The organism is Curtobacterium sp. A7_M15 (assembly GCF_030705415.1).
In the GTDB taxonomy this organism is placed as follows: Bacteria; Actinomycetota; Actinomycetes; order Actinomycetales; family Microbacteriaceae; genus Curtobacterium.
Map to the genome: position 1 here is coordinate 1 of NZ_JAUZED010000051.1, position 18,799 is coordinate 18,799.

General features: G+C 73.0%; 20 protein-coding genes and 1 pseudogene. 5 read left to right on the top strand and 16 right to left on the bottom strand.

Annotation, left to right across the window (positions count from 1 at the left end):
• Positions 1-52 precede the first annotated feature (52 nt).
• Positions 53-484, bottom strand: coding sequence for a MarR family winged helix-turn-helix transcriptional regulator (locus Q7F20_RS10715; RefSeq protein WP_305740077.1), 432 nt, complete (start codon positions 482-484; stop codon positions 53-55).
• A 79-nt stretch (positions 485-563) separates the two neighbouring features.
• On the opposite strand from Q7F20_RS10715, the gene Q7F20_RS10720 reads away from it, so the two are divergent.
• The gene (locus tag Q7F20_RS10720) at positions 564-1,283 is read left to right on the top strand and encodes an SDR family NAD(P)-dependent oxidoreductase (RefSeq protein WP_305740078.1); all 720 of its coding nucleotides are present in this window, start codon (positions 564-566) and stop codon (positions 1,281-1,283) included.
• Positions 1,284-1,346: 63 nt separating this feature from the next.
• On the opposite strand, the gene Q7F20_RS10725 is transcribed toward Q7F20_RS10720, so the two are convergent.
• The 3 genes from Q7F20_RS10725 to Q7F20_RS10735 all read right to left on the bottom strand — a co-directional run bounded on the left by Q7F20_RS10725 (position 1,347) and on the right by Q7F20_RS10735 (position 3,771).
• Positions 1,347-2,270, bottom strand: coding sequence for an oxidoreductase (locus Q7F20_RS10725; RefSeq protein ID WP_305740079.1), 924 nt, complete (start codon positions 2,268-2,270; stop codon positions 1,347-1,349).
• Entirely contained in the window at positions 2,267-2,818 is a 552-nt protein-coding gene (locus Q7F20_RS10730; RefSeq protein ID WP_305740080.1) for a VanZ family protein, read from the bottom strand. Before Q7F20_RS10730 ends, Q7F20_RS10725 begins: the two co-directional genes overlap by 4 nt.
• A 104-nt stretch (positions 2,819-2,922) precedes the next feature.
• Positions 2,923-3,771 (bottom strand): NAD(P)H-binding protein, encoded by an 849-nt coding sequence (locus Q7F20_RS10735; protein WP_305740081.1) that lies wholly within the window; start codon positions 3,769-3,771, stop codon positions 2,923-2,925.
• A 78-nt stretch (positions 3,772-3,849) separates the two neighbouring features.
• Between Q7F20_RS10735 and Q7F20_RS10740 the strand changes: the two genes are divergently transcribed.
• Positions 3,850-4,524, top strand: a complete 675-nt coding sequence (locus Q7F20_RS10740) for a TetR/AcrR family transcriptional regulator (protein ID WP_305740082.1) — start codon at positions 3,850-3,852, stop codon at positions 4,522-4,524.
• A gap of 12 nt (positions 4,525-4,536) precedes the next feature.
• Here Q7F20_RS10740 and Q7F20_RS10745 read toward each other — a convergent pair whose 3' ends face one another.
• From Q7F20_RS10745 to Q7F20_RS10790, 10 genes and pseudogenes are all read right to left on the bottom strand, one after another.
• On the bottom strand, positions 4,537-5,076 hold the full coding sequence (locus tag Q7F20_RS10745; RefSeq protein ID WP_305740083.1) for a cysteine hydrolase family protein: 540 nt from the start codon (positions 5,074-5,076) through the stop codon (positions 4,537-4,539).
• A 75-nt stretch (positions 5,077-5,151) separates the two neighbouring features.
• Complete coding sequence (locus tag Q7F20_RS10750; protein ID WP_305740084.1) at positions 5,152-5,583, bottom strand: arginase family protein; 432 nt, start codon at positions 5,581-5,583, stop codon at positions 5,152-5,154.
• A gap of 74 nt (positions 5,584-5,657) precedes the next feature.
• Positions 5,658-6,002 (bottom strand): annotated as a pseudogene (locus Q7F20_RS10755) (arginase family protein); the annotation flags it as partial.
• Positions 6,003-6,045: 43 nt separating this feature from the next.
• A complete protein-coding gene (locus Q7F20_RS10760; protein ID WP_305740085.1) occupies positions 6,046-6,681 on the bottom strand; it encodes a pyridoxal 5'-phosphate synthase in 636 nt (211 codons plus the stop codon).
• On the bottom strand, positions 6,678-7,544 hold the full coding sequence (locus Q7F20_RS10765; RefSeq protein ID WP_305740086.1) for a creatininase family protein: 867 nt from the start codon (positions 7,542-7,544) through the stop codon (positions 6,678-6,680). The genes Q7F20_RS10760 and Q7F20_RS10765 overlap by 4 nt, the downstream gene beginning before the upstream one ends.
• The gene (locus tag Q7F20_RS10770; protein ID WP_305740087.1) at positions 7,541-8,905 is read right to left on the bottom strand and encodes an FAD-binding oxidoreductase; all 1,365 of its coding nucleotides are present in this window, start codon (positions 8,903-8,905) and stop codon (positions 7,541-7,543) included. The genes Q7F20_RS10765 and Q7F20_RS10770 overlap by 4 nt, the downstream gene beginning before the upstream one ends.
• A gap of 116 nt (positions 8,906-9,021) precedes the next feature.
• Positions 9,022-10,209, bottom strand: a complete 1,188-nt coding sequence (locus Q7F20_RS10775) for an ABC transporter substrate-binding protein (protein ID WP_305740088.1) — start codon at positions 10,207-10,209, stop codon at positions 9,022-9,024.
• A 66-nt stretch (positions 10,210-10,275) separates the two neighbouring features.
• Entirely contained in the window at positions 10,276-11,145 is an 870-nt protein-coding gene (locus tag Q7F20_RS10780) for an ABC transporter permease (RefSeq protein WP_305740089.1), read from the bottom strand.
• Entirely contained in the window at positions 11,145-11,912 is a 768-nt protein-coding gene (locus Q7F20_RS10785) for an ABC transporter ATP-binding protein (RefSeq protein ID WP_305740090.1), read from the bottom strand. Before Q7F20_RS10785 ends, Q7F20_RS10780 begins: the two co-directional genes overlap by 1 nt.
• A 36-nt stretch (positions 11,913-11,948) precedes the next feature.
• Positions 11,949-13,226: an amidohydrolase family protein gene (locus Q7F20_RS10790; RefSeq protein WP_305740091.1), complete on the bottom strand. Its 1,278-nt coding sequence runs from the start codon at positions 13,224-13,226 to the stop codon at positions 11,949-11,951.
• A 187-nt stretch (positions 13,227-13,413) separates the two neighbouring features.
• On the opposite strand from Q7F20_RS10790, the gene Q7F20_RS10795 reads away from it, so the two are divergent.
• Entirely contained in the window at positions 13,414-14,031 is a 618-nt protein-coding gene (locus Q7F20_RS10795) for a helix-turn-helix domain-containing protein (protein WP_305740092.1), read from the top strand.
• Entirely contained in the window at positions 14,028-14,981 is a 954-nt protein-coding gene (locus Q7F20_RS10800) for a PDR/VanB family oxidoreductase (protein ID WP_305740093.1), read from the top strand. Before Q7F20_RS10795 ends, Q7F20_RS10800 begins: the two co-directional genes overlap by 4 nt.
• Before the next feature lie 9 nt (positions 14,982-14,990).
• Here the strand turns inward: Q7F20_RS10800 and Q7F20_RS10805 are convergent, their stop codons facing one another.
• Positions 14,991-16,388 carry an amidohydrolase family protein gene (locus Q7F20_RS10805; protein ID WP_305740094.1) on the bottom strand — a complete coding sequence of 466 codons (1,398 nt, stop codon included), beginning with the start codon at positions 16,386-16,388 and terminating at the stop codon, positions 14,991-14,993.
• Between the two features lie 154 nt (positions 16,389-16,542).
• Between Q7F20_RS10805 and Q7F20_RS10810 the strand changes: the two genes are divergently transcribed.
• Positions 16,543-17,841 (top strand): amidohydrolase family protein, encoded by a 1,299-nt coding sequence (locus Q7F20_RS10810; RefSeq protein WP_305740095.1) that lies wholly within the window; start codon positions 16,543-16,545, stop codon positions 17,839-17,841.
• Between the two features lie 18 nt (positions 17,842-17,859).
• On the opposite strand, the gene Q7F20_RS10815 is transcribed toward Q7F20_RS10810, so the two are convergent.
• The coding region (locus Q7F20_RS10815) for an XdhC family protein (RefSeq protein WP_305740096.1) at positions 17,860-18,799 on the bottom strand (940 nt) is incomplete at its 5' end.

Below are 18,799 nucleotides of genomic sequence, written 5' to 3' on the forward strand. Positions count from 1 at the left end.
GGTGCGGGTCGGACCCGCACCGCGCCTCCTGTGCGTGCTCCGGACGGCGGTCTCAGTCCCCCGCGAGCGCCTCGAGCAGCTGCACGAGCGCCCTGCGCTCCGGGCCCTCGACGTGGTCGACGAGGTTCTTGCGGACCGCCGCGGCGTGGATCGGGCGCGCGACGTCGACCAGGTCCGATCCCTGCTCCGTGACCTGCACGAGGACGCCGCCGTCCACGCTCCGACGACGGAGCAGTCCGCGCTCCTCCATCCGCGTCAGCTGGTGGGACAGCCGGCTGCGGTGCCACCCCATCGAGGCCCCGAGGTCGTTCTGCCGGAGCTCGCCCCCACCGAGTTCGACCAGGCGTGTCAGGATCCCGAAGTCGGGGTCGGACAAGCCGGTACCGGCCTTGATCTCGTCGCCGACGCGTTGCCGCACCTGCTCGGACGCGGTCTTCCACACGTGCCAGAGGTGCTGCTCCTCGGCGTCGAGCGGCTTCGTCATGGCTCGACCCTACCGGACCGGTGTTGACACGACAACACGACGGGTGGATGCTGTTGTCATGACAACACAATCACCCAGCGTGACGAGGGTCGCGCTCGTCACGGGAGCGAACAAGGGCATCGGGCTGGCGATCGTGCGCGGTCTCGCTCGACAGGGCTTCACGGTCCTGCTCGGCGCGAGGAGCCTCGCGGCCGGCCGAGGGGCGGCGGCGACGGTCGACGGCGACGTCCGTCCCGTCGTCCTCGACGTGACCCGCCAGGGCGACGTCGACACCCTCGCGTCCCGCACGGCGCACGAGTTCGGCCACCTCGACGTCCTGGTGAACAACGCCGGCGCGAACACCCTGACGTTCCGCCCGATGGACCACCTGCCGACCCCGACGGAGGAGACCGCCGAGGACATCAGGAGCGTCTACGAGGTCAACGTGTTCGCGGTCGTGCGGATGATGCGGGCGTTCCTCCCCCTCCTCGAACGGTCCCCGGCACCCCGGGTCGTCAACGTGACGAGCAAACGGGGGTCCCTCGGCGAGGCGGGTGCGTGGGTCGGGCAACCGTCGATGGTCTACTCCAGCTCCAAGACCGCGCTCAACGCACTGACGGTGCACTACGCCCGCGAGTTCGCCGGCACGACGATGAAGATCAACGGCGCGGCTCCCGGGCACGTCGCCACGGACTTCAACGACTTCCGCGGCACGAGGACGCCGGACGAGGGCGCCGCCGTCGCGGTCCGCCTGGCGACCCTGCCCGCGGACGGACCGACCGGGCTGGTGTTCGAGGACGACCAGCGACTCGCCTGGTGACCGTCCGCAGTGAACGGTCCGTCCCGACCGCGAGCACCTGGTCGTCCAGCGCGACGCCGACCGTCATCCGGGCCCGTCGCTGGTCGCCGCCAGCAGGGGCACGACCACGTCACTGACGGGCGTGGGCACCCCGAGGGCTCGACCCCTGCGCTGCACCACGCCGTTCCGGACGTCCCACTCGAGTGGCCGGCCGGCCTCCCGGTCGGTGAGGATCGAGGTGCCTTGGTCCTCCGGGGCCGTGCGGAAGCCGGCCAGGATCTGGTCGGGGACGTCGTCGTCGAGCTCGGCGCCGTCGGCTCGCGCGACCTCGAGCCCCTCGCGCAGGTACCGGAGTGCGAGGACCTGGACGTCCGGCCGTCGGAAGACGCCGGAGCGGCGCGTCGTGAGCGCCATCAGCCCGGCGGCTGCGTTCTGCAGGAGCTTCCGCCAGGCGACGGTGGAGAAGTCCGCGACCAGCTCGACCGAACAGCGGTCCCCGTCCAGCAGGTCCGCGACGACGTCGGCCGCGGGGCCCGCAGGCAGGGTCAGGCGGGCCGGAGCGAGCAGCCGCACCGAGTCGTCCTCCTCGCGGACGGCAGGGAACCAGACGACCGCGGGCAGGACCGTGCTCGCCGGGACGAACGGTCGGACCGAGTCGACCTGCTCGATCCCGTTCTGCAGGACGCACACGATGGTCTCCGGCGTGCAGAGCGCCCGCAACCACTCGCGTGCCTCGGCCGTCTGTGTCGCCTTGACCGCGAGGAACACCACGTCGACCGGGGCGACGACCGACGATGCGTCGGTCAGCACCGGCCCGGGGACGACGACGGATCCGTCCTCGCCCACGAACCGGAGTTCCGCACGCGCGGAGCGACCCGCGAGCACCGGCGTCGACCCACGGGCGTGGAGCACGGCCGCGATCGTCGTCCCGATCGCGCCCGGGCCGATGACGGCGACGCGGGGACGGTCGGCAGCGGACCCGTCCCCACTCGGCGACGTGGGCGTCACGCCGTCACCTCGCGGTGCCACCGGAACCGTTCGACGACGCGCGCGAGAGCCGGTCGTCGCATCGCCAGCGCGTACACCGCAGCGCCGAGCGCACCCCCGAGGACGTTCGAGGCCAGGTCGTTGACGTCGGCGATGTGGCCGCCGTGCGCGAACCGCGCCGTGAGGAACTGCGTCACCTCGACGGCAGCGCTGATCCCCGCCGTGACGGCGATCGTGCGCGCCCAGGTCGGCCGCGCGAGCATCAGCGAGACGAGGATCCCCAGCGGCACGAACACCAGTGCGTTGGTCACCGCGTCGCCGACCTCGTACCCGACGACCGGCACCAGGTTGAGCGGCAGCGGGTCGGCACCGTCGGACCGCGGCCACGCCAGGAAGATCGGGAACACCGTGTTCGCAGCGACACCGCCGGCGTAGAGGGCCGCTGCGGCCTCGACGGCGCCCCGTGCCGGTGTGAGCCGTCCGCGACGGTGGAGCACCCAGAGCAGGAGCACGAACAGGACGACGGCCATCGGGACGACCACCGGGAGCATCGGGACCCTGCCGAACATCGACTCGTGCCTCCTGGGCTGTGGGGAAGAAGGGGTCGCAGCCACCGCCGAGCGTACCGTCGAGAGCACGGGTCACGCGGCGTCGGGTCAGGACGAGGACGACGTCAGCGCGCGGCCGCGGTGAAGAGTCGGGCGTGGTCCACGACCCACTGGCGGAAGGTCCGTGGCGACCGTCCGGTGATCGCCCGGTACTCGTCGGAGACCGCCGGTGCCGTCCCGACCGCTCTCCGCCAGTCCGCGATGATCTGTTCGACCCACACGGCGGGCACGTGCTCCGACAGCATCGCGGACGCCTCGGCCTCCGTCTGCTCGAGGACCCGGACGGGTCGTCCGACGACGTCCGCGATGATCGCGACCTGCTGACGGAGCGTGAGCCGTTCCGGGCCGGTCAGCACCGGTGTCCGACCGACCAGGGCATCACCGGTCAGTGCCGCCACGGCGACGTCGGCGATGTCCTGCTCGTGGACGGGGACCTGCACGGCGTCCGGGTGGGGCAGCGGCACGACACCGTCGCGCTGGATCCCCCAGCTCCACCGGGCCGCGTTGCTCGCGAACCCGCCGGGCCGCAGGAACGTGTACTCGAGGCCCGCACCGGCGACCGCACGCTCCACCCGGAGGAAGCGGGCACCGTTGAAGTCGCTCTCGGCGCCGGGGAACGTCACCGCGGACGACGACAGCAGCACCACGTGCCGGACCCCGGCAGCGGCGATCGTGGACACGAGTTCCTCCGGCTCGTCGACGTCCGCGTAGAGGAACAGCCGCTCGACCCCGTCCAGAGGGGCACGGAAGGACTCCGGGTCCCGCAGATCGGCCGCGACGACGGACACCTGCGCCGGGAACCGCAACCGCTCGGGGCTCCTGCTCGAGGCGCGGACGTCGACCCCCCGACCGACGAGTCCCTCCACCACCGCGCCACCGACGGCTCCACTCGCACCGACCACCAGAATCGACATGCTTGCCTCCTTCACGAACAGCGTTCGCGAACAGTGTTCGTCACATACACCGATCGTGTCAAGTGGTACCGTCCTCGCATGCCAGCAGCACGCGAGCCCGTGTCCCGGCGCGCACGACCGGCGAAGAGCCCGCTGTCACGCCGTACCATCGTCCAGGCGACGGCACGGCTGATCCGGGAGCGCGGGGTCGACGCGGTCTCGCTCCGCGACGTCGCGCAGCAGGTGGAGACCGGCGCAGCGTCGCTCTACGCGTACTTCGCGAACCGCGACGTCCTCCTCGAGCACGTGCTGGACGAGGTCTACGGCGAGGTCGTCCTCGCCGATGCACCGGACGGCGACTGGCGGAGCGCGCTCGCGGCCACGATCGTCAACACCATCGAGGCGCTCGCCCGCCATCCCGGACTCGGTGCGGTGGCGCTCGGCTCGATCCCGACCCTGCCCGGAGCACTCCGCCTCGCCGACCACGAACTCGCGCTCATGGGCCGCGGTGGCGTCCCGGAGTCACGGGCCGCCCTCGCCGTCGACCTGATCTCGCAGTTCGTCGCCGCGACCGCCACCGAACGGACACTCCGCGCCGCGCCCGGCGACGAGCACGATCGAGACCACGTCGAGCGGGCCTACCGCACCACGGACCCCGAGCGCTTCCCCCACGTGGCACGGGCCGCCCGTGCGCTCGTCGACCCCACCGAGCACGACCGTCGCGACTTCGCGATCGGGGTCATCATCGCCGGCCTCGGATCGTCGCCCGGCTGACCGCCGGCGTGTTCAGACGACGGCGTCGCTCCGGGTCACCGTCGCGAAGCTGCCGTCGAGTGCCGCCATGAACGCGGCGTGCACGGCCGCTCCGGGGACGACGGTCTCGCCGAGGCGCAGGTCAGGAGCGGCACAGGCGTCGGCGACGACGGTGCACCCGTAGCCGAGCTCGTGCGCGGCCCGGGTGGTCGAGTCGATGCACATGCTGCTCATCATGCCCACGATCACCAGCTCGGTGACCGACGCGTCGTCGAGGACACGCTGCAGTCCCGTGTCGATGAAGCTGTTCGGGTGGTGCTTCTCGAGCACGACCTCGCCGTCGACGGGTCGGACGGCGGGGTGGAACGCGAGCCCCGGGGTGCCCGGTCGGAAGAAGGTGGCGTCCGGGTCAGTGCTGACGTGGAAGACGTGGACGACGGGCTCCCCGGATGCGCGGAACGCGTCGAGGACGGTCCGCGCTGCGATCGCCGCCGCGTCGGGGTCGACGAGCGGGAAGGCCCCGCCGGGGAAGTAGTCGAGCTGGATGTCGACGAGGACGAGCGCACGGGTCATGTCACGAGTATGCAGTAGCCCGGTGCTCCGGCAGCTCGCTCCCGAGATCGCCGAGCCCGGCCACGATGACGTCCGTCAGCAGTCGAGCGTGCGTGCCGTGCGGGTCGAGGTCCGGGTCGAAGACCGTGACCGATGCGCCGACGGCGCCGGGCGCGAGACCCGCAGGAGCCCGATCAGCTCCTCCGGCGTGCAGCCACCCGGATCGGGGCTGTCGACGGCGGGCATCACCGAGGGGTCGAGCACGTCGACGTCCACCTGCAACCAGTACCCCGCAGCGTCCGCGGTCGTCCGCAGAGCCGCGACGGTCGCAGCCGTGCCTCGGCTGCGCCACCCCGACGTCGGGACGACGAGTCCGAGGACCGACCGAGCCTCCGCGAGCTGGGCGTCGTCGTCACGACAACCGATGTGCGCGGTGCGTGCCGGGTCGAAGGACGGACCCAGACCGTCGATGTCCGACACCGCCGGCCAGTGGAGTCCGACCGCCGCGGCGAGGTCCTCCCCCGCCACGCTCGCGCACTCGTCGCTGTTCCCGGGTGCCGGAAGTCGGTGTGCCCGTCCACGTGCACCAACCCGACGCCACCTCGTCGGCGCATCGACAGGCCCGCACCGAGGAGCACGCTGCAGTCGCCGCCGACGACCAACGGCGCCGCCCCGGAGACGAGGACCGCGTCGATGCGGCCCGCGAGCCGCCGCGCGTGGTCGATCAGTGCGTGCTCGTTGCGCACGACGCCGGGAGCACGGGTCGCGTCGTCGTCGACGTAGCGACCGGGCAGGACCACGCCGGCGTCCGTCGCTCCTCGCTCGGTGAGTCGGCGGTGGAGGCCGGCCTCACGGAGCGCCTCGGGAGCCTTCGCCGCTCCGGGCACCGCGCCCGGCTCCGGCGGCTTCAGCCCGAGGTTCGTCGGGGCCGACACGAGGGCGATCATGCAACCGAGTGTGTCAGAACGGTCGCGGTGTCCCGCAGCGCGGTCACCCCGGCCAGGACTCCCGCGACCACGACCCGTCCGCGCGCCGGTCGTAGGCGAGCCGGTTGCTCGCCGCGTCCGTCGCCCCGCGCCAGAACACCATGCGCACCGGGGTGAGCGCGTACCCGACCCACGTGCTCGGCGGCTCGAGGTCCGTGCCCGCCCGTCCACGGACGAACGCCGCCCAGGCCTCACGGCGCCGAGCCGGTGTGTCCGCGGCGGCAGCGTGGTCGTTGACCCACGCGAGCACCTGCAGGTACCGCGTCCTGGCCGCGTACGCCGCACGGGCTTCCTCTTCGGTGACGGGCGCCACGTCACCGACCACGACGAGCTGGCGCGCGGCCTCCGGCCAGTGCAGGGTCACAGCGGCGCGGGGCACCGCCGCGAGTTCGGCGGCCTTGCGGCTGCGCGAGTCGGTGTGGAAGTGGAGCCGCTCCCCGTCGAACAGGGACAGCAGGACCGTCCGGGCGTCGGGGTAGCCGTCGAGCCCGACGGTGGAGAGGGTCATGGTCGGACCCGGGGTGTCGGCGGCGGGGAGCCACGAGGCCGCCAGGGTCAACGGGTCCGTCGGCAGGGACGGTTCGTCGACGCCGACGGACGCCGACGTGGGCGTGCCCGATCCGGACGAGTCCGCGGTCACGAGACCGCGGGCTCGACCGGGACCGTGTCGGGTGCGGCCGACGGACGGGCCACCGCCGGGCGGCGCACCGCAGGGTCGAACCGTGCGATCTCGTGCAGCGACGCCACCGCCTCGGCGACGGAGTGGTCCCACAGGACGGCACCGTACGACGCCGTCGCCCGGCTGGCGTCGCCGACGACCCCGGGTGTCCCGAAGTCGTCGGACAACCACCCGAACGACACCGGGCCGCCGTTGAACGCGATCTTCTCGAAGCCGGCGATGTGCTCCGGCACCCATCGCTCCGCGAGCGACATGTCGACCAGGTCGGGACGCAGGTGCAGGATCATCGACGTCTCCGCCGCGCCGCCGTGGATGCCCAGCCCGAGCTCGTCCGCGTCCTCGCCGTCCGGGCCGGGGACCCGGGCGAGGGTCGGCATGAGGAAGGTCTTCAGCCCGTAGCGCTTCCGGATCTCACGGAGCGCGACCTGCAGCAGGGCGACGTTGCCGCCGTGCCCGTTGGCGAACACCAGGGTGCCGGCGCCGGTGAGGGCGACCGCGCGGCCGATCTGCACCGCGGTGTCGAACATGGTGTCGCTGTCGAGCCACACCGTGCCGGGCGCCCAGCTGTGCTCGTCCGACTTCGTGAACGACAGCGTCGGGAGCTGCCAGACGTCCAGCCCCTCGGCGGCCGCCTGCTCGACCGCCGCCCCGCCGATGTGTTCGGCGAGCAGGTGGTCGGTGAGGAGCGGCAGGTGCGGGCCGTGGTGCTCGACGGCGCCGGTGGGCTGCACGACGATCGTGTCCGGCCCGAAGCCCGCCGCGACGGCCGGACCGGACAGCTCCGCGAGCCGACGCGAACGGACCGTCCCGCCCCCGGCGCTCACTTGCCGAACCCCGGGACGACCGGCTGCGCGGACGCGGTGGAGCCACCACTGACCACGAGCGACGGGTCGATGACGTGCCCGGGGTTGAGCAGCCCCTCGGGGTCGGTGCGCTGCTTCAGCGCCACGAGCTCCTCGACGCCGTGGTCGACGTAGTACTGGTGCGGACTGTGCACCCGGACGCCGAGCTCCCGGAGCACCGGGTAGCCGGCGTAGACGTCCTCGGCCCCGGTGTACGGCGCGGTGAGCATCCCGATCGGTCCGACGTGCGCGGCCTCGATGTGGAGCATGCCTCCGGGGTAGACGGCCTCGACCTCGGCGATCCGGTCGATGAGCGCCTCCCCGCCGACCTCGACGTGGAAGTACTCGGTGTCGCTCGTGTTCCGCTTCAGCCACCAGATCGGGTGGTTGTACGACAGCATCGACACCTTGGTGGTCTGCTGCAGCCCCTCGCGGACGTCGAGGACCTCACCACCGGCGGCTTCGATGCGCGCCCGGGCCTCGTCGAGCACGACGTCGTCGATGATCGCTCGCAGGCTCGCGCGGTCGTCCGGGACGGCCAGGTCGGACGGCAGCGTCGCGGCGATCTCGGCGCGGTCGGCGCTCACGAGCCGCGGCACCGGGTCGAGTCCGCGCAGCGTGCGGACGGCGACGAGCGCGTCCTCGAAGGTGGGGAACGCCGCGTAGACGGCACGCCACTCCTGCAGCGGCTCGAGCCGGACGGTGGCGCGGGCGATGACACCGGCGGTGCCGTAGGTGTGCACGAACGGCTGCGCCTCGTCGCCCTCGACGTGCAGCAGCTCGTCGGCGCCGGGCAGTGCGACGTCGAGCGCCGTGACGAAGCCCTGCCAGTTCGACCCGTGTGCGATCGATCCCGTCCCGCCGGAACCGCCGGACAGGAAGCCGCCGATGGTCGACTGTGCGGTGGACGGGTACATCCAGAGCTGCTGGCCCGTGGCGGCGGCCGCCTGTTCCAGGGCGACCATGGACGCGCCGGCCTCGGCGGTGATCCAGCCGTCGCCGACCTCGACGACGGCGCGTGCGCGCGAGGTGTCGAGGACCAGGCCGCCGTGCAGCGGGATGCCCTGGCCGTAGTTGCCGGTGCCCTTCCCGCGGGTGGTGACGGGGACGCCGTGCCGGACCGCGGCCTGCAGCGTGGCGGCGATGTCGTCGGCGGACGCGGGCGACGCGACGAGGTCGGCGAGGCCGAGGGGCAGCTGCTCGCTGAGGATCGGGCTCATCGTGGCCTCGTCGACGGAGGCGCGGGCTCGCGTGCGCTCGTCGGCGCTCACGCCGCGCTCGCCGAGCAGTGCGACGAGCTCGGCGCGCAGCGCCTCGACGGAGGTGGGGGTGACGGTGGTCATGCTCACTCCTGGTGGGTGGGGGTGCGGGGACGACGGTCGGGAGGCGCGGGGCGGTCTGGCACCGCGCCTCCCGTCCGGTGGTGGGCCGGCTTCCCGCTGACGGGAGCCGACCGGTGTCAGGAACCCAGACCGATGGACTTGTCGAGGAACTCGTTCGTGTACAGGTCGGAGGGCTGCAGCCCGCTCTTGACGTCGCCGGTGCCGGCGAAGACGGGCGTCGCCTTGGCGATGAAGTCCTTCATGCGCTGCTCGTCCATCGACCCGATGTAGCCGTCGGTGTCCTTCGCGAGGCCGAGCTTCACCATCTGGGACGCAGCGAACGCGCCGACCTTCGAGTCGTAGGTCCAGCCGTTGTTGTACTGCTGCACGAGCTTCGTGATCAGGTCGTTCGTGGCGCCCGGCGACTTCAGGTAGTCCACGTCGGCCTGCTGCATGACCGGCACGAGCTTCTTCAGGCACGGCTCGAGCTTCTGCAGGTCACCGGTGCGGACCGACATCGCCTCGGGGTAGGGGTCCCAGCCCGTGCTCGAGACGAGCGCGTAGTCGACCTTCTTGCCCCATGCCGCGACCTGGTTCTGGTAGATGTACGGCTCGGCGGTCGCGAAGCCCTGCTGCGCGTCCTTGCCGCCCGCGGACACGAACTTCGACGGGGTGCCGTCGTAGCTGCCGTCGAGGACCTTCTTCGGCAGGATGCCGGACTGCTCCAGGTAGGTCATGTACGCGGCGCCGTTGAAGTAGCGGACGACGCCGCCGTCCTTCTCGAGGGCCTTGCCGAGGCTCTTGATGCTGTCGACCTTCGGGTACGTCTTCGGGTCCCACATGATCGACATCGGGGACTGGTCGTTCTCGGCGAACACGGCCGTGGTGGGCAGGTTGCCGGAGAACTGCACCTGCTCGTCCGTGGACATGTACCCGAGGGTGATGTCCTTGTCCTGGTACATCTGCGACGCGACCTTGGTGTAGCCGATGGCCGGGCCGCCGGCACGGATCTCGAGCTTGACGCCGGTGCTCTTGCCGTTCGCGTAGAGGTCGCCGGTGACGGTCTTGCCGGAGGAGTCGATCGACGGGTTCGGCCCGAGCATCTGGTAGAGGTGGCCGTGCTCGCCCTCGGGGTTCCAGTCGGTCTGGACGACGACGGTCGCGGGGCACACCCCGGAGAGGTCGACCTTCGGCCCGGAGGCGGTCGTCGAGGTCGCGGCGGTCGTGCCGGTGCTGCCGGACGACCCCGCCGCGCAGCCGGTGAGGGCGATGGCGGTGGCGGCGAGGGCGGCGGTGGCGACACCGAGGCGGGTGGTGGTGCGCATGGAGGCTCCGTTCGTGGTGCGGGTCTCGTGGTGCTGTGGTGGGAAGGGGGTGGTTCGGGGAGGGTGTCAGCTGAAGTCGTGCCAGCGGCCGACGGCCAGGCGGCCGATCAGGCCGAACACGAGGAAGACGGCGACGCCGTAGAGCGAGGCGATCAGGATGGTCGCGTACAGCTCGGGACCCATCAGCCGCGACGCGGTCACCTGGATGAGGACGCCGAGCCCGGGGTTGCCGCGCTGGAAGAACTGGTCGCCGACGATGGCCCCGATGACGCTCAGCCCGGCCGAGGTGCGCAGGCCGACGAAGATCGACGGCAACGCGGCGGGGAACTGCAGCTTGACGAGCTGGGCGAACCGGCCGGCGCGCTGCAGCTGGAACAGCTCGCGCTGCCCGCGGTCGGCGGACTGCAGCCCGAACAGCGTGTTCGACACCATCGGGAACAGCGCGATCATCACCGTCACGATCACGCGGCTGACGAACTCGTAGCCGAACAGGGCGCCGATGAGCGGCACGAGGGCGAGGATCGGCACGCACTGCAGCACGACGGCGTACGGGTACAGCGAGTTCTCGAGCCACTTCGCCTGCGCCATGGCCATCGCCCAGACGACACCGATCACGATCGCGAAGGCGAGGCCGGTGAGCGAGACGACGGTGGTGCGTCCGAGGGCGGACCAGAGGTCGGAGCCGAACGTGGACGGCGACCCGTCCGGCATGGTCGGCGCGACGATCGCCTTGGCCACGAGGTGCGGGTACGGCACGAGGAAGGCCAGGCCGCGGACGTGGTCGTAGTACGCGGCAGCGGCGTACCAGATGCCGACGAGCACGGCGAGGACGACGACGGGCTGCCACCAGGCGATGCCGCGGCGGGTCCGAGGAGCGGCGCGACGGGCGGCGGCCCGGACCGCGCGGGTCTCGGTGGCTTCCTGCAGGGTGACCATCAGCGGTGTCCTTCCCGGAGGGCGTGCGAGACCTCGCCGACCAGTTCGGCGAACTCGGGTGTGAAGCGGATGTCGGGGTCGCGGGGCATCGGGAACGGCACGTCGAACCGGCCGACGATGCTGCCGGGGCGACCGGACATCACGATCACCTCGGTGGAGAGGTAGACGGCCTCGGACACCGAGTGCGTGATGAAGAGTCCGGCGAACTGCTGCTCGACGAAGAGCCGGAGGAGCTCGTCGTTGAGGCGTTCGCGGGTGATCTCGTCGAGGGCACCGAACGGCTCGTCGAACAGGAAGAGCTCCGGGTCGAGGGTGAGCGACCGGGCGAGCGAGACGCGCATCCGCATGCCGCCGGACAGCTGCTTCGGCAGGTTCGTCTCGAAGCCGTTCAGGCCGACGAGGTCGATGGCGTGGGCGGCCTTCGCTGCCCGCTCGGACTTCGGCACGTGCCCGAGCTCGGCGAGCAGCTCGACGTTGCCCTGCACGGTGCGCCAGGGCAGGAGCGTGGCGTCCTGGAAGACGTAGCCGATGCGGTCGGCCGCGACCCCGGCGGACCCGTCCGACGCGGTTTCGAGGCCCGAGGCGATGCGGAGCAGCGTGGACTTGCCGCAGCCGGACGGGCCGACGACCGAGACGAACTGGCCGCGGTCCACGGTGAGGTCGACGCCCTGCAGGGCGATGGTGCCGTTCGGGAAGGTCATCTCGACGTTGCGGAAGTCGAGCAGCGTGTCCGTCGTGGCGACGGGCGGTGCAGCGGTGGTGGTCACGATCACCTCGGGTTCTCGGTCGGGCGGGCGGTTCGGTCAGGCGGGGACGGCGGCCGTGGCCGGTGCGGCGACGGTCCGTCGCACCTCGGTGCGGGCGACGAGTCGCCCACGGGACAGGACGATGCGGTCGGCGGGGGCGTTCGCGACGGCGTCGGTGACGCTCGTCGCGGCCACGGCGAGCAGGTCGGCGCGCCGCCCGGGGACGGGACCGGCGGCCGGGAGGCCCATCACGCTCCGGGCGGTGTCGCTCACCATCGCGTACGCCTGGTCCGGGGTCACGTGGCCGGCGGAGACGAGCAGGGACGCGGTCTCGAGAGCGTCGCTCCGGCCGACCGGGTTGAAGGGGTCGCGGACGTTGTCCGCGCCGGCGGCGACGCGGACGCCTGCGTCGAGGAGCGCCTGGATTGCGGTCAGTCCCCGCGGCGTGGACACCGGGTACTGCCAGCCCTGCAGGTACAGGTTCGTGATCGGGAGCGTGATCACTCCGAGGTCGGCTGCTGCGACGTCGGCGACGACCTCGGCGAGCCGCTCCGGTCCCAGGGTGCCGAGCCGGACGCAGTGCCCGGCGGAGTACTGCCGGTCCCGCCGCAGCGAGCGCGACGCCCGGGCGTAGTGGTCGAGGGTCACCGGGCCGTCGAGGCTCTCGTCGACGTGCAGGTCGACCCCGAGGCCCCGGCGGTGGGCGATGGCGAGGAGTCGGTCGACGTCGGCGAGGGGGTCCTCGGCGAGGTGCGGGGCACCGCCGACGAGGTCCACGCCGAGGTCGAGCACGGCCTCGACGTGCTCGTCGGGGGCGAGCGGGCCGGCGAGGGCGACGAGCTCGATGTCCATCAGGCCGGCGAGTTCGTCGCGGACCTGCACCAGCGCGCGGGCGCCGCGCAGGGCCTGCTCGGTGGTGGCGGGCCGGTCCGCCGCGCTGTGTCGGCCGCTGAGGACGTCGACGTGGCTGCGGACGGCCGTGGTGCCGGCGGCCAGCAGTGCGAGGGCGGCGGTACGGGCCCGGTCGGCGATGTCCTCGACGGTCATCGTCGTCGCGTGCGCGGTCCACGAGGCGATCGCGGCGCCGAGGTCCCCGAGCGGCGGCCGGATGACGTCGGCGCTGAGGGCCTTGTCGAGGTGGGCGTGCGGTTCCGCCGGTGCGGTCAGGAGCAGCCGGCCGCCGAGGTCGATCGTCTCCTCCGCCGGGGCCGAGAGGGTGCCGGCCGGTGCCACGGTCGAGACGGTCTCGCCGTCGATCGCGACGTCGACCGACCGGCCGTCCGGCAGCAGCGCGGAGCGCAGGAGAGCGATCGGGCGGGGCACTGACGAGTCCATCCGGAGCCTCTCGATCGTGTGTGAGAATGTTGATCGCATCAACATCTCCGATGCTAGGGCGGCAGTGTTTCCCTCTCGTTTCGAGGCGGTTGCCGTGTGTGACGCCCGGCCCGACCGGACCGGGAGCGGGAACGAGCGTTCCGGCCGACCGGCCGCGGAGGCCCCACCGAGGACGAGAGGAGCGCGCGTGAGCACCGGCACCACCACCGAGACCGACCGCGTCGTCGACGACCAGACCCAGCGGATCGGCGAGCACATCCGCGCCCGCCGACGCGCGGCACGGCTGACGCTCGTGCAGCTCGCCGAGCTGACCGGGCTGTCGCACCCGTTCCTCAGCCAGGTCGAGCGCGGACACTCGCGCGCCAGCATGGTGTCCCTCGAGAAGATCGCCGCGGCGCTCGGCACGACCCAGGTCGAACTGCTCGCCGCCGGGGCCCCCGAGCGCCCGGAGCACGAGGTCCGCCTGCCCGAGGTGATCCGCGCCGGCGAGGGCGCCCGCGGGCCGTTCTCGAGCGGTGAGGCCCGGTTGCTCGTGCACGCGGGTCCGCACGCGTTCGAGCCGCTCGAGTGGGTGGGCGACAACACCGACCTCGGCGAGTACTTCGAGCACCACGAGGACGAGTTCCTCACCGTGCTCGCCGGCCGCGTGCACCTCGACCTGCGCGGACAGGAGCCGATCGAGCTCGGGCCCGGCGACTCGGCGTACTACCGCGGCGGCACCGGACACCGGTGGTGCAGCGCGGACGGCACCCGCTTCCACATGATCGTGGTCAAGGAGACCCCGCGCGCCGGAGCGATCGCATGAGCGGCGTGCCGGAGCGTCGGCGGCTGCGGGTCGCCGCTCGCCAGCAGGTCGCCACCGACGTCGTCGCACTCGACCTGGCCCCGCTCGGCCCACCGGCGCTGCCGGACTGGGAGCCCGGGGCGCACATCGACCTCGAGGTCACCCCCGGGACCGAGCGGCAGTACTCGCTCGTCACGACGACGGCCGACGGGCACTGGCGCATCGCCGTGCTCCGCGAGCCCGACGGCCGCGGCGGATCCGTCGCCGTGCACGAGGGCCTGGCGGTCGGCGACGAGGTCGTGGTGGCCGGTCCGCGGAACCACTTCGACCACGACCCGGCGCGCCCCGCGGTCTTCGTCGCCGGGGGCATCGGGATCACGCCGATCCGGTCGATGATCGCCGCTGCCGAACGCGCCGGCACCCCGTGGGAGCTCCACTACGCGGGGCGGTCCCGCGAGCGCATGGCGTTCGTGGACGAGCTCGTCGCGGCGCACCCCGACCGGGTCGTCGTGGCCGCCGCCGACGAGGGCGTCCGGCTCGACGTCGACGCGCTCCTCGCCGCACCGCGAGACGCGGTCGTGTACTGCTGCGGGCCGCGCGGGCTCATGGACGCCGTCGAGGCGGCCGCCGCGCACTGGCCCGCGGGCAGCGTCCGCGTCGAGCGGTTCGAGCCCGCCGCGGACGTCGACGCCCCCGGCGAGGCGTTCGAGGTCGAACTCGCGGTCACCGGCGTCACCGTGACGGTGCCCGCCGACCGGACCCTGCTCGAGGTCGCCGAGGACGCCGGCGCCTTCGTGCTCTCGTCCTGCCGGGAGGGCACGTGCGGCACCTGCGAGACCCCGGTGCTCGAGGGGTCGGTCGAGCACCGGGACACCGTGCTCAGCCCCGAGGAGCAGGCCGACGACCGCACCATGATGGTCTGCGTGTCCCGCGCCCGGCGGGGCTGCCCGCGGCTGGTGCTGGAACTCTGACCGGACGGACTACGGACGCTCGGTGTCGTCGAGTGCGCCACCGGTGAGCGCGGACAGGCGCTCCAGCCCGGCTTCGGCCACGAGCTGTCGGGCGAGCGGACGCGCCCGTTCGACCGCCTCACGCACGTCGACCCGGGTGACGTCGAAGTCCGCCACGCTCAGCTCGCCGTCCACCCAGACGTCGCGTACCTCGCGACTTCCGGCGACGAAGACGACCGCCTGGTAGGGGTCGTGGACGTTCGCGAGGGTCGGGGAGTCGCCGTCGAGGACGACCAGGTCCGCGCGCTTGCCCGGTTCCAGCGAACCGATCTGGTCCTCCATGCGCAGGGCGCGGGCGCCGCCGATCGTGCCCATCTCGAACGCCTCGCGGGCGCTCATCGCGGTGGCCTGCAGGTCCCGCACGCGGGCGAGCAGCGCGGCCGTCTTCATCGCCTGCAGGAAGTCCTGGGAGTCGTTCGACGCCGGGCCGTCGACGCCGATGCCCACCGGGACGCCGAGCGCACGGAGTTCCGCAACCGGGGCGATGCCGCTGGCGAGGATCCCGTTCGCGACCGGGTTGTGGGCGACGCCGACGCCGTTCGCGGCGTACCGCTCCCGGTCCTCGCGGTCCACCCAGACGCTGTGCGCGGCGATCACCGGGACCTGGAACATGCCTGTCGCCTCGGCGTACCCGATGGCCGTCCGTCCGGTGCGCTGCCGGGCCGCCGTGACCTCCTCGCGCACCTCGTGGAAGTGCACGTGCACGCCGTGGCCGCCGGCGACCGCGTAGTCGACGTGCTCCTGCCAGGTGTCGTCCGTGTACCGCCCGATCGACGAGACGCCGACCCGGAAGGTGCTGTACCGGCTCGCGGCGGCGGCTTCGCGCAGGGCCTCGAACTCCTCCAGGATCGGCGTCGCACCGAAGTCCCGGTCGACGTCGCCGGAGCCGAACGACACGACCCCGCGCAGCCCGAGTTCCTCGAGCGCCTGCACCACGCCGGGCGTCGCCGGGTCGTCCGGCACCGGGTCCGCGCAGAACATGTCGTTCGCCGTCGTCACCCCGCTCCGGAGCAGCTGGATGCCCTGGAGCACCGTGCCCGCGTGGGCCTTCTTGCGGGTCATCACCGGGTTGACGCGCCCGATCAGCGCCGTGAGCCACTCCCACAGGGTGTACTGCGAGCCGATGCCGGTGATGAGGCCCTCGCTGAAGTGGCCGTGGGTGTTCACGAAGCCGGGCGTGACGATGTCGTACGCACTACCGCGCACCGGAGCCTCCGGGTGAGCCGCGGCGAGGTCGGCGTACGTGCCGACCGCGGCGATCCGGTCGCCGTCGACGAGCACGGCGCCGTCGCGGATCGCAGCGGGCGTGGCGGCGCCGTCGGGTGCTGCGGTGAGCACCCATCCGGCGCGGATCAGGGTCTGCGTCATGGGGCGAACCTACGGTCCGCGTGTTCCCCGGGTGTTTCGGCCCGGTTACCCCGCGGTACCGCCCGGGGGCCCTGGAACGCCGGCGACCGGCCGCTCGGTCGTCCGTGCACTCCCCGTCACGGGCCGGAAACAGGCGGCTGCTAGAAACACCACCATGCTGACCGTCACCGGCGCCCTCCGCGTCCTCGTCGACCCCCGGACCGAACGCGAGGGCGACGTCGTCGTCGACGACGGCAGCGCTCTCGCCACCACCCTCGACGCTTCGGGGTGCGTCGTGACCGCCGGCCTCGTCAACGCGCACCACCACCTGCTCCAGACCGCGTTCCGCACCCTGCCGGGGACGCGCGGCGTCCCGATGGCGGACTGGCTCCCGACCATGGCCGCGGCGTACGGCCGGGTGGGGCACGACCCCGAGCTCTACGCACTGGCCGCGTCCGCCGGAGCTGCGGAGGGCCTCCTGTCCGGCGTCACGACGATCGCCGACCACCACCTGAACTGGCCCGCCGACGCGAGCACGGACGACACCGTCGCGCTGGCCGCCGCCACCGTGGGCGCGGTCCGCGGTCTCGGCGGGCGGCTCGTCTTCGTCCGTGGCTCGGCGCGTGACGACCCGGACCGTGCGGCGGCCTCGGCGGACGCGATCGCGTCGCGCCTGCTGCACGACGACGCCGTCGGCGGCGTGGACCCGGACGGCGGACTCCAGGTCGCCGTCGGTCCGGCGGGTGTGCACTCCGACGGCGAGGCGACCTTCCGGGCGCTCGGCGAGGTGGCGGCGCGGTACGGGCTCCGCCGACGGACCCAGGCCAACGAGCAGGTCGACACCGCGATCGCACTCGAGCGCTACGGCCGTCGTCCGCTCGACCTGCTCGAGGAGTGGGGGTGGCTCGCGCCGGACGTCACGATCGCGCACCTCTGCGACGTCACCGACGACGAGATCGCCCGGCTCGCGGCAGCAGGCGTCTCCGCGACGCACGCCCCCGGCTGCGACGTGCCGATGGGGTGGGGCATCGCGCCCGTCGCGGAACTCGCCGCGGCGGGTGTCCCGGTCGGCCTCGGCACGAGCGGCGGCGGCAGCAACGACGCCGGGCACCTGCTCGCGGACGCCCGGCTCGCCATGCAGGTGTCCGCGCTCGTCGGGCCGCAGCTGCCCGCACGGCAGGTGCTCGGCGCGGCAACGGAGGGGTCCGCAGCCGGTCTCGGGCGGCCGGAGCTCGGGCACCTCGGTGCCGGGAGCGCCGGGGACCTGTGCGTGTGGGACGTCTCCGGGGTGGCGGACGCGGGAGTCGCTGATCCCGTGGCGGGACTGCTCTGGGCCGCCCCCGGTCGGCGACCGCGGCACGTCGTCGTGGGTGGGCGCGTGGTGGTGCGCGACGGGGAGCTCGTCGCGGCGGACGAACGGGAGATCGCCGCGCGCCTCGCCGAGCGGCTGGCCCGGACGCCCGCTGTCGTCTGACCGGACCGCGCCACCGGCTCAGCTCGTGGACACCGCCCGACGGTGGATTGGGCCGACGCCGTCGACGAGGGCACCGCCACCGGCGCCCGACCGGACCGCGATCACCTCGGCCATGATCGCGACCGCCATCTCGGCCGGCGTCGTCGCGCCGATGTCGAGCCCGATCGGGGACCGCAGCCGGTCGGTGTCCGGCGTCCCGAGTGCCCGCAGCTCCGCCATCCGACGGGCGTTCGTCGCGCGGGACCCCATCGCGCCGACGTACCCGGCACCACGTCGGAGCGCCGAGTCGACCACGGCGGCGTCGAACCGGTCGTCGTGCGCGAGCACCACGACGGCCGTGGTCTCGTCCACGGGCAACGCCTCCACCACCCGGGTCGGCCAGCCCACGATGCGTTCGTCGGCGGCCGGGAACCGCTCGTCGGTCAGGAACACCGGCCGGGGATCGACGACCGTCACGGCGTAGCCGAGCACGGCGGCCGCGTTCGTCAGTGCCACGGCGAACTCGACCGCGCCGACCACGATGCACCGCGGCCGGACGTCGGCGCGCTCCACGAAGATCCGGCCCCCGCAGCTGTCGGGGGCGTGCACGACCGCGGCGAGCGTCAGGGGGTCGAGCGAGAGGGCGAGCGACGTCGGCACCCCGGACGCCGCCCGCCGGAGCGCGTCCACGACGTCGCCGTCGTCGGGACGGACGCGGTGGACCATCACCTCGACACGCCCACCGCAGCGGAGTGCGGGTGCCCACAGCGCGTCGACGTCGTCCGGGTCGTCGTCGAAGCCGAAGCGTTCGAGCACCGCTTCGCCGGTCTCGAGGACCTGCTCCGCGGTGTCGAACAGCGACCCCTCGACGCACCCGCCGGAGATGGTGCCGACGACCTGACCGCCGGGCAGGACGGCCATCGACGAGCCGACACCGGTCGGCGCGCTGCCCGTCGTCGCGACGGCCGTCGCGACGACC